Origin of the sequence: Shewanella sp. SM71 (assembly GCF_025653905.1) — a bacterium.
Classification (GTDB): domain Bacteria; phylum Pseudomonadota; class Gammaproteobacteria; order Enterobacterales; family Shewanellaceae; genus Shewanella; species Shewanella oncorhynchi.
In genome coordinates, this window is record NZ_JAKKRW010000008.1 from 17,752 (window position 1) to 30,391 (window position 12,640).

Consider the following 12,640-nt stretch of genomic DNA (forward strand, 5'->3'; position numbering starts at 1 on the left):
AGGATCTGAAATGACTAGCGTTAAGATGTCTAGTATTGAATGGCCAGCGATTGTAAAACTGACTCAAAATGACGAATTACTTTACCTAGAACATCAAAGAGATTGGCTCGAACTGGCCTGTCTCTATCAGCATCACTTCATCGAAACCGATCAATTATTAGACTCCAAAGGGCAGCGATACCTTATCAGTGCCTGTCCACAAAAAATCCATGAAGATCCTGTTGGCGAATTACCTCGATTACTGCGCCAAAAACAGGATTTGCCACTCAATGAATTTATCAAATGGGTTCAAAATCATGCCCAAGCACTAGGACAATGTTGTGTCGCTAAACTGGCTTTCACGACAATTGCCCAAGGCATTGAAATTGTTCGTACCCTCGATGAATAAACAGCAAGCACATGATAAGCCATAATAAATGGCTATCAATAACTCAGTTAATCAATAAAAAACAATATGACCTTAAAAGCTAATATCCTCATAATCAATTCACAGGCATAATTTGCCACGGTGTAACAGCGCTAAGCCAGACGGTAAAGCGCTTAAGATGCACTCCAAAATAACCGTTTTCTGCGTCGACTCAAGGGATGACGTTTAAGTTGGCACTAAATATACAAACAGATGGAACCGAAATTGGAACTACTTAAGATTGACTGCTTAGGCAAACAACTGCGCTTAGAAGGCTCGCTCGCGGGCTGGCAACAACTCTACTGGGACAACACCTTAGTCTCACAAAAAGAAGCTTCCGTCGATAATGGCGGCCTCAAAGTCCATGTCTTTGAACTCACCCACCACAGCAGCCAATTGGTGACAGAAAGTGGTGAGCAAGCCATCGCCATAACAGAAGCTAAAATCCAAGTTCGCCTCGAAACCGATCTCGTTTGGCAGCCTTTCCGCCTCGATTACTGCTTGCTGATGGATGACAAGATTATCGACCAAGGGCGACGGACAGAGAAAGATATCGAACGCCAAACACCAGAAACGCCCATCGTTAAACAGCAAAAAATCAGCATGATAGGACTCGCCTCCCTCGGCTTTAAGCTGTTAAAAAGCGCTAAAGTCATAAAGGTAGTGTTAGCGGGCGCCAGTGTTGCCGCTTACTCTTGGCTATTCTCCTTCCAATTCGCCCTCGCACTTATCGCCTGTTTGGTATTTCACGAATATGGCCATATTCGCGCAATGAAATATTTTGGGATGAAGACCAAAGGGATTTACCTTATTCCCTTTATGGGCGGACTCGCGCTCTCCGATGAGAAAATTAATACGCGTTGGCAAGATGTGGTGATTTCTATCATGGGACCGACCTTTGGGCTCTTGATGTCCATCGCTTCCTTGATTGCTTACCACGCAACGGGCAATGTGTTTTTTGCTGGCCTTGCCGCCTTTAATGCGCTGCTTAACCTATTTAATTTATTGCCTATTCTGCCACTCGATGGCGGCCATATTTTAAAGAGCATCAGCTTTTCGATGAACAGCATTATGGGCTTGGTCGCCTGCGCCGCTGGTGCCGCTTTCGGAGTGTATATCAGCTACACCTTAGGCTTAGCCCTATTGGGCTTCTTACTGTTGATCGGCAGCTTAGAAATCATTTTCGAATGGCGAACTCGTCATCAAAGCCATTTGCTGCCATTAGACAGATACGGGCAAATCTTCTCGGTTATTTGGTATTTGCTCACGGTTGGCGCCTTAGTCGGCATCATCTGGCACTTAGCCGGAACCGGCGATGATATGCTCAGTCTGCCGCTGCAAATATTACGCAGCTAATTCTGCTTAACGGCTAAACGCAGCGCAAAGGCACTAGCACGAGTGCTTACACTTGCACTTGCCCAACAAAAAACCGCTATTAATAGCGGTTTTTTATTTTTCTGTCGCGCTGTGATGCTTTTACAAAAATGCGCTATTCCTTTGCCAAAGGCGGGGCAATATCACTGCCACCAAGGGCTTGATAAAGTGTCGCTTGGGCGGTGAGTTGGTTATAGCGATTCTCGAGTAAAGCCGCCTCGGCGCTGCGACGATTCTCTTGGGCATCAATCCAATTCTGAATACCGATAGCGCCATTGCGGTACTGGCTCTCATAAATGGCTTCAACGGCCGCCGCTGCGCTAAATTGCTGTGCCAACTTCTCCCCTTGATAACGATATTGCTGCTTAGCCGAAATCGCGTTATCGACATCCTCAAAGGCGGAATAAAGCGTCTTGCGATAATTCACCACTGCGGTTTGATAATCGATATCGGCAATGTCATTATTGATTTGCATTTGATTCCACTGCAAAAAGGGCAAGACTAGCCCTGCGCCTAAACTGCCAACGGGATTACGTAACAACTCTTTTAACTCAGAGGTCGACTCCCCAACACCGCCGGTTAAACTCAGGCTTGGGAAATAACTCGCATAGGTCGCATCTTTACTCGCCAAGGCGGAGCGCAGTTGATACAAGGAGGCCTTCACATCTGGGCGTCTCACTAATAAATCTGCGGGTACACCCACGCTAACATCAGGTACTGCTACGTCGGGGAGTTGCTTAATCTCAACCCAAGTTCCCCCTGAAGCTAAACTCTGCGCAGGAACAGCTGCAGGTGCCTGATTCAGTAATATCGCGAGGGCATTTTTAGCCACAGTTAATTGCTGAATAAGCTGGCTATGGGCAGCCTCTTGTCCCGCCATACTGCGCTGAGCTTCAAGCACATTCACTTGCGTCACGGCCCCAGAATCATACTGCCTTTGGGTTAATGCCAACGTTTGCTGACTGTACTCGATACTCTTTTGGCTTAAATCAATTCGTTGATTTAAATAACCTATCTGCCAATACAAGGATGCGGTGGTCGCCACTAGGCTTTGGGTGGTACTTTCTCTATCTTCGGCGCTCGCCAGCGCCGCCCATTGAGCTTGGTCGATATTGGCCGACACTTTGCCCCACAAATCCACCTCATAACTCACGGACAATTTTGCTTGATAACTCTTAGTCGCATCGCCACCCTCAAATGGCTGATTACGGGAAGCGTCAAGGTTTGCCGATAACTGTGGGTATAGATCATCCCGCGTTAGCCCTGCCTGCAAGCGTGCCTTACGCAGCGTTAAGGTCGCCAGGGTTAAGTCATTGTTAGTGCTCAGCACTTGGCTGACCAGCTTATCGAGCTCGGGCTGATGAAACTGCTGCCACCAAGGATCTACTCTCACTTGCTCGTTCACTGTGGTGTTTTGCCACTGTTCAGGAATAGCCAGTGCGGGCGGTTCAAAGTCTGAACGCATAACACTGCCACAACCACTCAACAGGGCTATGCACAGAGCAGGTCCCAAAGCCGTGCAAACAGCAACAACACTGCTACGAGGTGAAAATATTCGATTAAATAGTCTAGTATTCATGGTGTTATTACTCTCTGGCTAGTGCATCAACTGGATCTAACTGCGCCGCATTGCGGGCGGGTAAGAAACCAAATAGCACACCAATTAAGGTCGAGCAGGCAAAGGCAGCAACGATGGAGGTGGTGGAATAAATCATTTGGAAACTGCCCCCCGTTTGAGCAAACACCACGCCAATTAAGTAGGACAAGGCGATACCTAAGGTGCCACCACACAAACACACTAAAATGGCTTCGATAAGGAACTGGCGCAAAATATCGTTCTGGCGCGCACCCACCGCCATACGAACACCGATTTCACGGGTTCGCTCAGTCACAGACACTAACATAATGTTCATCACCCCAATTCCGCCAACGACAAGGGAAATCACCGCGATAGCCGAGATCAGTAAGGTCATGGTTGCTGTGGTTTTTTCGATGTTCTGCCTAATGGTATCGGTATTGATGGTGAAGAAATCTTGCGTACCGTGGCGCATTTTAAGCAGCGCGATAATGCCCTGCTCCGCCGCGTTACTCGGCACAGTTTCATCGAGTCGAACTGCAATACCATCCAAATAATTTTTACCCACCATACGGCCAGAAACTGTGGTGTAAGGCACCCATACATTAAGCGCATCGCTGTTACCAAAAGCACTTTCTTTTGGCTGCGTCACACCTATGATACGTACGGGTAAATCTCCAAGGAAAATCACTTGCCCTATCGCCGAGTTATTGTCGGCAGCGCTGTTAGGGAAAAGCTCCTTACGGGTGTTGTCATCAATCACCGCATCTTGGGCGAGCGATGCGACACTGGCATCATCCCAAAATTGGCCCTGCGCTAACTCGTACCCTCTTACACGGAAAAACTCAGGTCCCACACCATTCACCGATGCCGATACCGCTTTATTACCAAAACGAACCGTTGCAGTAGAGCCAATGCTTGGCGTCACGCTATCAACATAGGGCAGATTTTTAAGGGCATTGGCGTCCGTTGCGGTTAAGGTGCGTACCCGCGCCGAGCGTCTATCGCCAAAACCAGAACCGGGGCGAATATCAATCGTGTTGGTTCCCATCGAACTGATACTTTTGAGGATGGCCTGCTGCGAACCTTCACCTAAGGCCACCACAGAAACCACAGAGGCAATACCGATAATAATCCCGAGCATAGTCAAGAAGGTACGTAACCTGTGGGTCGACATCGCCACCAGCGCCATTTTAAGTGCTTCGACATATCTGTCCAACGAAGCCACCCGCGCACGCGAGCTGTCTTTTGCTGCCACTGCACCGCTAGGCTTTTGTGGCGCCATATTTTGTAACGTTAAGCTTTGCGACGTCGAAGTTTGTGACATCGAGCTTTGCGGCTTAGCCGTCTGTTTATCCTGACTGCGCTCATCGCTGATAATCACACCGTCTTTGATTTCAATAATGCGGTCAGCATATTGGGCCACGTGCATATCATGGGTCACGATAATGATGGTATGACCGTCGCTGTGAAGCTCCTGCAACAACTGCATCATTTCTTCGCCGCTGTGACTATCCAGCGCACCCGTCGGCTCATCGGCAAGGATCACATCGCCGCCATTCATCAAAGCGCGCGCCACACTGACCCGTTGTTGCTGTCCGCCACTGAGCTGATTGGGTTTATGGTCAAGCCTATCGCCAAGGCCTAAACGCGTTAACAAATGCTCGGCCCTATCTTTACGAACCGTGCGTTCTTTACCCGCATACACAGCAGGCACTTCGACGTTGCCTATGGCGGTCAAATCACCCAGTAAATGATAACGCTGAAAGATAAAACCAAAGTGCTCGCGGCGCAGCTGCGCTAACTCATCAACGTCCATAGTCGAGGTATCTTGGCCGTTGATAAAATACGCGCCCTTTGACGGCTTATCTAAACAACCAAGAATGTTCATTAGGGTCGATTTACCCGAGCCAGAAGCGCCAACTATCGCCACCATCTCGCCACGGCCAATCGACAAGTTCACATCTTTCAGCACAGTGAGTTGCTGCTCACCCGCCTGAAAAGTGCGATAACAACCTGAAATTTCGAGTAATGCCGTTGTCACTGTTAAAACCTCACGCTAGGTGGGCGACGTAATTTACTGCTGCCATCATCGGAAGACGGCATGCCAAGCACAACCTGATCGCCTTCCTTCAAACCCGCGGTGATTTCAGCATTGATTTTGTTGTTAATCCCCACAGTGACATCCACATATTGCACTTGGTTATCAACTAATACAGGCACTTGATATTGCGGGCCGCTGCGAGCTTTACGCTCGACAGGCTTAGCCTCTGGCGCCGCGGATTTCTCCCTCGGCTTTATACGCAATATCTGCGCAGGCACTAATAGCGCATCATCGGCCTTAGCTAACACTATAGACACCTGCGCCGTCATGCCGATACGCAAGGTACGGTCAGGGTTTTCTACATCAAACAGACCATGGTAATAAATGGCGTCTGAGTCGCTAGAGCTCATATTGCTATCGTCGCCATCCATCGAAATCGGCCCAGGCTCAATCGCCCTCAAAACGCCACGGTAGGGATGATTCGGTTTTCCAAGGACCGTGAAATACACGGCTTGACCCGGATGGACATTGACAACATCCGCTTCGGAAATCTGCGCTTTAACTGTCATGGTATCCAGCTGCGCCATTTCAACTATGGTCGGTGTCGTTTGATTGGCGTTAACGGTTTGCCCCACTTCCACCGCGGAATACACCACAGTGCCATCCATCGGCGCGGTAATTTTGGTATAACCTAAATCGATTCTGGCACTGTCGACGTTAATCTCAGCCTGTTGTTTTTGCGCTTCTAATTGCTCAAGCTCGGCTTGATAAACCGTTAGATTAGCATCGGCCACTTCATAATCGGCACGAGAACTGGCCTTATCGGCAAGCATTTGCTGCTGGCGGCTAAATTCCAATTTAGCTTGGCGGATCTGCGCCTGTTTAGCACGGAACTGAGCATTGATACTCTTGAGTGATGCGAGGGCATCCTTCAAATTATTCTGCTGCGCTAGGCTATCAATCTGAGCAATCAAATCGCCTTTCTTTACTTCATCACCCAGTGCCAGCGGCAAACTTAAGATTTGCCCCGACACCTGCGCGCCTACACTCACCAGTTTGGATGCCTGCAACATGCCATTAGCCAGCACTGAGTTTTCGATATCGCCACGGCGCACCGCTTCAGTCACATAGGTAGGTGCCGTTTCAGGCTTATGCCACATAAAATAAGCACCGCCACTCAGGAGGATTAAGCCGCTTAACGCGAGCAGCAATTTACGCTTTGAGGATTTTTTCATCGGTATTGTCGTGTCCATCAATGCTAAAGACAGCAAGCATTCATCTTGCTAAGGAACTGAAATTGTTCCAACAGTATATAGAGTTAGCCAAAGACAGTAGACGAAGGAAGTGTCGTTAACAGGTAAAGATTTGCAAATATCTGTGTAGAAATTGACAAGGAAAGCACGATTGAGTGGTGCTTAGACTGCCATGCCAATTTAGTGCGTTATCAAATCGTCAGGTGATAAATTGTTGTTGTCTACATTCTATGACTGTGCCACTTGTGGTAGTTCAGCCATTCAAACGAATCTAGATACAGACTTCATTTGATTTTTTTTCAAGAAAAAATCAACGTCGTGAGGTGAAGCCCCACGACGTTGATCTTCTCTAAAAGAATGAAAAATCCAAATCATGTGCGCAAACAAAAGAAACCATTAGATTCCCCACCAACCCACTGTGAAAAAAAACGCCAAGTCACGGGCCATCCCCAATGATTAATCGAATTAATTATTCAATTCGACTAATTCATGCTGGCGAGGATCACCTGCGTGGCATCAAAACAGGCGAAACATGATTCGCCGACAGCCAAACTCTGCATTTGGGTGAGTGGCATCACTGAATAGATGATGTCTTTACCATCAATATCTATGGCTAATTCGGCCTTATCGCCAAGTTCAGTCACGCTCAGCAAACGACCGTTTAGGCAATTTTGCCCATCCACTTCACAGGCATGAGTCGTCGCCAGTACAGCGGGGGCTTTAAACAGTAACAACACAGATTTATCCAGGGCTAACTGCAAGCGTTCGCAGCTCGAATGGGTCACTGAAATCTGAATCTGTTGTCCGCCCGATAAGGTCACGCTGATTTTGTCATTTAATCCAAATGAATCAATGCTATTGATACGCCCCGTTAACTGATTGCGGGCGCTGGTGTTGAGAGAGAAATGCGCCATCACATCCAATAAACTGTGCATATCGACGGACTCATCGAGCAAGGCAGCCAAAGCCATTTCTTGTACTTGGGAGGTGATGGAATACACCTTAAGCAACCGTTCGCCAAATTTGGTGAGTTTAGCGCCGCCACCGCCTTTGCCGCCCTTTTCGCTACACACTACGGGTTCCGGCATGACGGTGTTCATCTCATTGATCGCGTCCCACGCCGCTTTATAACTGATCCCCGCAAGCTTGGCGCCTTGGCTGATCGAGCCTGTGTTGGCGACCTGCTCAAGCAGGCTTATCCGCCTAGGATTGGCGAAGGGCTTATCCCCGAGGGAAAGCGTAAGTAATGCATGTAAATCCATCGTTTATCCAACATCCAAGTCTGACTTGAGTCCTATTGTCCTTCATCGTCTTGAGGATACCAATAAGATTGCCGAGATATTTCAGCGGATTAATACCATTAATCAGCAAGAAACCGCACACAGATCACTAATTGATTGCTTAGGGCTTGAATGATCGATATATAGATTGGTATATAACGATCACTTTTTATCACGGAGGAACACCATGAAATCCATTCACCTTAAGCAATTACTGCGTTTTACCACGGCTTCATTATTCACAATGATACTGACATCTAGCTCAATTTTTGCGGCAGACAATGAGCAAGTGACTGTTTTTGCTGCGGCATCACTCACCAATGCCCTTAACGAAATCGGCCAGCAATATGAAAAAGAACACAATACTAAGGTGATATTCTCCTTCGCCTCTTCCTCAACACTGGCAAAACAAGTGGCCAATGGTGCGCCCGCCGATCTGTTTGTCTCAGCCAATCAAAAATGGATGGATTATCTGGTCGATGCCAAAGCGGTCGATGTTAACAGCCGTAAAACCTTGCTAAAAAACACCTTAGTCTTGATTGCCGAGAAAAATAGTCCCATCACAGAAGTCGTGCTCAATGGCGATTGGGATATTAAAGCCGCATTAAAAGGCAGTCGTATGGCTGTTGGCGATCCAGATCATGTACCCGCTGGACAATATGCCAAGCAAGCCCTCGAAAACCTCAAGCTGTGGCAAGCCGCTGAGCCCTTACTCGCCCGTGCTAACAATGTCCGTGCCGCCCTCGCTTTGGTTGAACAGGGTGAAGCGCCGCTTGGCATAGTGTATTCAACCGATGCGAAAGTCGCCCAAAAGATCAAAATCGTTGGCACCTTCCCAGAAACGAGTTACAGCCCAATTGAATACCCTGTCGCCTTAGTCAAACAAGAATCGACCGCAAGCGCCAAAGCGTTTAATGAGTATCTGCAGGGCCCAAGCGCAAAAAATGTGTTTGAGAAATATGGCTTTGGAGTGAATTAGGGTGCTGAGTGGTTCTTTGTTAAGCGGCTCTCTGCTAAGTGGCTCTCTTTTAAGCGACTATGAAATTGCCGCACTGCTGCTCAGTTTAAAGGTGTCATCCGTTGCCGTTATCGCCAGTTTACCCTTGGGTATTTTGTGCGCTTGGTTACTGGCAAGGGTCGAGTTTCCTGGCAAGGCTATATTTGACAGTGTGCTCCATCTACCACTGGTGTTACCGCCCGTGGTAGTGGGTTACCTCTTGCTGATCAGCATGGGCCGCCAAGGTTTTATCGGCCAGTGGTTATTTAATTGGTTTGGCATCAGTTTTAGCTTTAGTTGGCGCGGTGCGGCCCTCGCGGCGGCGATAGTGTCATTCCCGCTGATGGTCAGAGCCATACGCCAATCCTTTGAAACCGTTGATATTCGACTCGAGCAGGCCGCACGCACTTTAGGTAGCAGTCGATGGCGAGTATTTCTCACCATCACACTGCCACTCACCTCTCCAGGGATAGTGTCAGGCATGATTATCGCCTTTGCCCGCAGCCTAGGGGAATTTGGCTCGACTATTACCTTCGTTTCTAATATCCCAGGTGAAACCCGTACGATTCCGCTCGCCATGTACTCTTTTATTGAAACCCCAGGGGCAGAATATCAGGCCATGCGTCTGTGCATTATCTCGATCGTTATCGCACTCGCGTCTTTACTTGCCTCCCAATGGCTGAGTAAAAAAGCCCTGCAGAGGACGGCAAGCGTATGTTAACAATCAATATTGAAAAACGACTCGGACAACTGCAACTGAAAGTCGATACCCAATTGCCATTGCAAGGCGTGACAGCCGTTTTTGGCCGCTCGGGTGCGGGTAAAACCTCGCTAGTGAACCTGCTCGGCGGGCTTTCGACCCCAGATAGTGGTGAAATCCGCCTCGGTGACAAACTGCTTTATCAACAAGGCAAAGTGAACCTTCCCCCAGAGAAGCGTCAAATTGGCTATGTATTTCAAGAAGCACGACTGTTCCCGCACTATAGCGTGAAGGGCAATCTCAACTATGGTGTGCGTAAAGCTAACCCAGTCTTGTTCGATAGAATTGTGCAACTACTAGGGATTGAAAAACTCCTCAGTCGTTATCCCAGCACGCTATCGGGCGGTGAAAAACAACGGGTTGCCATTGGCCGTGCCCTGCTGACATCACCTGACATGCTGCTAATGGATGAGCCGCTGGCATCACTCGATTTACCCCGTAAACGCGAGTTGCTGCCCTACTTGCAAACCTTATCGCAGGAACTAAAACTGCCAATAGTGTACGTGAGCCACAGCCTAGATGAGATCTTACAACTGGCGGATTATATGCTGGTGCTGCATCAGGGGAAATTGATTGCCCAAGGCGCCTTAAGTGAAGTGTGGAATAGCGAGCAAATGCGGCCTTGGGTGCCATTGCAGGAACTCAGCTCACTCCTCAGTGCAAAGGTCGCCGACAGACATCCCGACTACCCCATGACTCGACTCGTGATGGATGATGGAAACTATTTGTGGGTAAATGGCTACCTGGCTGAAACGGCAAAAAAACTCAAAGTGCGTATTCAGGCAAATCATGTCTCGGTTTGCACTGAGCTCCCCAAAGGCTCAAGTATCCGTAACCTGCTAAAGGGAGAAATTAAAGAGTTATACCCCAGCGATAACGGCGAGCAAATCCAATTAAAAATCGCCCTAGGCCGCGATGAACTTTGGGCCAACATCACCCCTTGGGCCTGCGACGAACTGCAACTCACTCATGGAAAAGCGATTTATGCACAAATCAAAGGCGTGACTATGACGCAAATGGATAGCGCCGAATCCCACTAGCTCAACCTAGAGCACCGAGCGAAAACCAAATTTCAGGCACAAAAAAACCGACTCTAGGTCGGTTTTAGTTCCTTCATCAGAAGGATTTGGTACCAGTGGCCAGACTCGAACTGGCACGCTTTTAAGGGCGGGGGATTTTGAATCCCCTGTGTCTACCGATTTCACCACACTGGCATATCAAATATGCACTTAGAAGCAATCAAAACAACTGGCTGTCTCTAAGTGCTGGGAATTATACCTTTGCTTATGACAATGGCAAGTCTTTTGCCGCGACTTTAATACAAATTGCATTTAACCGCTCAAAAATCATGCTCTTGGGGTTATTCTGCGCCATGGGATAATAAAAAAGCGGTATATTCTTTATCACTTTTTTGAATATGGTTTACCAACCAAGCTTTCAAGAAAGCCATTAATTCGTCGGCAACATCTTCACCTCTAACAACTCGCTTTTGAAAATCAAGTACTTGCCCAACTAACTTGCCGTGCTTTTCCTTGTGACTGTCAGTTTGAGGATAACCAAAACGCGCAAAGAGTTCCTCTTCATAGGCAAAGTGATTGGCGGTGTAATCCACTAACCCTTGTACGATACGTTTGATGGCTTCAAGTCCATACTCTTCATTTAATGTGCGGTGTAATTCATTGATCAATGAGACTAAGCGCTGATGTTGACGATTGATCTCTGGCATCCCTATGTCTAACTCAGGCCCCCATTTCACAAAGAGTTTATTTTGTGCCTGACTCGAATTAAAAAATGCCGCATTCACATGGAATCGATGCAGCAAGGAGCCGATTTCCTGCGACATGTTATACACTTTCAAACTCGATAAGTTAGTGTTGTTGGTGTGGGAGGCATTACTCAGGGCTAGCTCAGCCATCACACTGATATTTTTATTAATTTCCTCTGCTACTGTATGTTGTTGTCCCGATGCTGTGGCAATTTGGTGGGACATATCGGTAATGGTCTCCACCTGAGCGACAATCTGCCCGAGTGCACTGTGAGCTTGATCAACCATATCAGCCGTTTCGTCGGCAATCGCCACGTTTTTCAACATGACTTCAACACCATGTTGTGCGCCTTTTTGTAATGCGGCGATTTGCTGCTGGATCTCAACCGTGGCTTCGGATGTTCGTTTAGCAAGATTACGTACTTCATCGGCGACTACAGCAAAACCGCGACCATGTTCACCCGCTCTCGCACTTTCAATGGCAGCATTTAAAGCGAGTAAATTGGTTTGTTCGGCCACCTGCGAAATGGTTTCAATAATACTACTGATATTGTTGCTGTCGGCGGCCAAGTGCTCAATCACGGTTCGAGTATCATGGATTTGTTGCGACATAGCGCCAATTTTAGTGACTATGCCATTCATGATTTGATCACCGCGCTTAGCAGAACTTTGGGCAATATCAGCTGCCTGCGCAGCACTCACCGCATTTTGCGATACGGCTTGTACGCTTGAAACCATCTGCGTCATCGCACTGGCTGCCAGTTCCGTTTGATGCTCTTGCTCTAACACGCCTTGCTTTGCCTGTTCACTGATAACCTTGATATCCGAGGCGACTTTTTTCATCCCTTCACAGGTATCAGATAAAGACAAAATCGTACGGCTGACATCCTCACCCATGCGATTAATGTTATGTACTACCTTAATGAACACACCCGCATCCTTCTCTTCCAATTGATAACTCAAATCTCCCTCGCCTAAGTGGTGTGCTGCACGCTCAAGTTGTCTCAAATTACGGATTAATTTATTGATGTTGAACATTAAAATGGCGGCGAGCACGCTTAAACACAAAATGGCAACAAAGTGCCCTGTGATCACCAAACAATAGAGGGGATAAATCAGCAACAATAGTGGCGCAAAGATAGAATTATATCCCATTGAATCCTTGTGACTTTTTTTAGAATCCAT

The 12,640-nt window shown here is 47.8% G+C and carries 10 protein-coding genes and 1 tRNA gene; 5 read left to right on the forward strand and 6 right to left on the reverse strand.

All coding sequences use genetic code 11. The features are described from left to right. The first annotated feature begins 10 nt into the window (after window positions 1-10). Together L5L97_RS09485 and L5L97_RS09490 are read left to right on the forward strand one after the other, a co-directional pair. Window positions 11-388, forward strand: coding sequence for a DUF4144 family protein (locus tag L5L97_RS09485; protein ID WP_028759298.1), 378 nt, complete (start codon window positions 11-13; stop codon window positions 386-388). A 231-nt stretch (window positions 389-619) separates the two neighbouring features. Then, entirely contained in the window at window positions 620-1,762 is a 1,143-nt protein-coding gene (locus tag L5L97_RS09490; RefSeq protein ID WP_263181652.1) for a site-2 protease family protein, read from the forward strand. A 133-nt stretch (window positions 1,763-1,895) separates the two neighbouring features. Here the strand turns inward: L5L97_RS09490 and L5L97_RS09495 are convergent, their stop codons facing one another. The 4 genes from L5L97_RS09495 to L5L97_RS09510 all read right to left on the reverse strand — a co-directional run bounded on the left by L5L97_RS09495 (window position 1,896) and on the right by L5L97_RS09510 (window position 7,915). Further along, a complete protein-coding gene (locus tag L5L97_RS09495) occupies window positions 1,896-3,359 on the reverse strand; it encodes an efflux transporter outer membrane subunit (protein ID WP_263181653.1) in 1,464 nt (487 codons plus the stop codon). 7 nt (window positions 3,360-3,366) lie between these two features. Further along, window positions 3,367-5,400, reverse strand: a complete 2,034-nt coding sequence (locus tag L5L97_RS09500; protein WP_263181654.1) for a MacB family efflux pump subunit — start codon at window positions 5,398-5,400, stop codon at window positions 3,367-3,369. A gap of 2 nt (window positions 5,401-5,402) precedes the next feature. Then, on the reverse strand, window positions 5,403-6,635 hold the full coding sequence (locus L5L97_RS09505; protein ID WP_168826787.1) for an efflux RND transporter periplasmic adaptor subunit: 1,233 nt from the start codon (window positions 6,633-6,635) through the stop codon (window positions 5,403-5,405). Window positions 6,636-7,135: 500 nt separating this feature from the next. Next, complete coding sequence (locus L5L97_RS09510) at window positions 7,136-7,915, reverse strand: TOBE domain-containing protein (protein WP_263181655.1); 780 nt, start codon at window positions 7,913-7,915, stop codon at window positions 7,136-7,138. A 205-nt stretch (window positions 7,916-8,120) separates the two neighbouring features. Here L5L97_RS09510 and modA point away from each other — a divergent pair, with 205 nt between their 5' ends. The 3 genes from modA to modC are packed head-to-tail and all read left to right on the forward strand — an operon-like array spanning window position 8,121 to window position 10,730. Continuing rightward, window positions 8,121-8,912, forward strand: a complete 792-nt coding sequence (modA, locus tag L5L97_RS09515) for a molybdate ABC transporter substrate-binding protein (protein ID WP_263181656.1) — start codon at window positions 8,121-8,123, stop codon at window positions 8,910-8,912. 1 nt (window position 8,913) lies between these two features. Continuing rightward, window positions 8,914-9,651, forward strand: coding sequence for a molybdate ABC transporter permease subunit (gene modB, locus L5L97_RS09520; RefSeq protein WP_006083011.1), 738 nt, complete (start codon window positions 8,914-8,916; stop codon window positions 9,649-9,651). After that, window positions 9,645-10,730: a molybdenum ABC transporter ATP-binding protein ModC gene (gene modC / locus L5L97_RS09525; RefSeq protein WP_263181657.1), complete on the forward strand. Its 1,086-nt coding sequence runs from the start codon at window positions 9,645-9,647 to the stop codon at window positions 10,728-10,730. The genes modB and modC overlap by 7 nt, the downstream gene beginning before the upstream one ends. 87 nt (window positions 10,731-10,817) lie before the next feature. Here the strand turns inward: modC and L5L97_RS09530 are convergent. Together L5L97_RS09530 and L5L97_RS09535 are read right to left on the reverse strand one after the other, a co-directional pair. Further along, window positions 10,818-10,904, reverse strand: a tRNA-Leu gene (locus L5L97_RS09530). 146 nt (window positions 10,905-11,050) lie between these two features. Further along, on the reverse strand, window positions 11,051-12,640 hold the full coding sequence (locus L5L97_RS09535; protein ID WP_131524106.1) for a bacteriohemerythrin: 1,590 nt from the start codon (window positions 12,638-12,640) through the stop codon (window positions 11,051-11,053).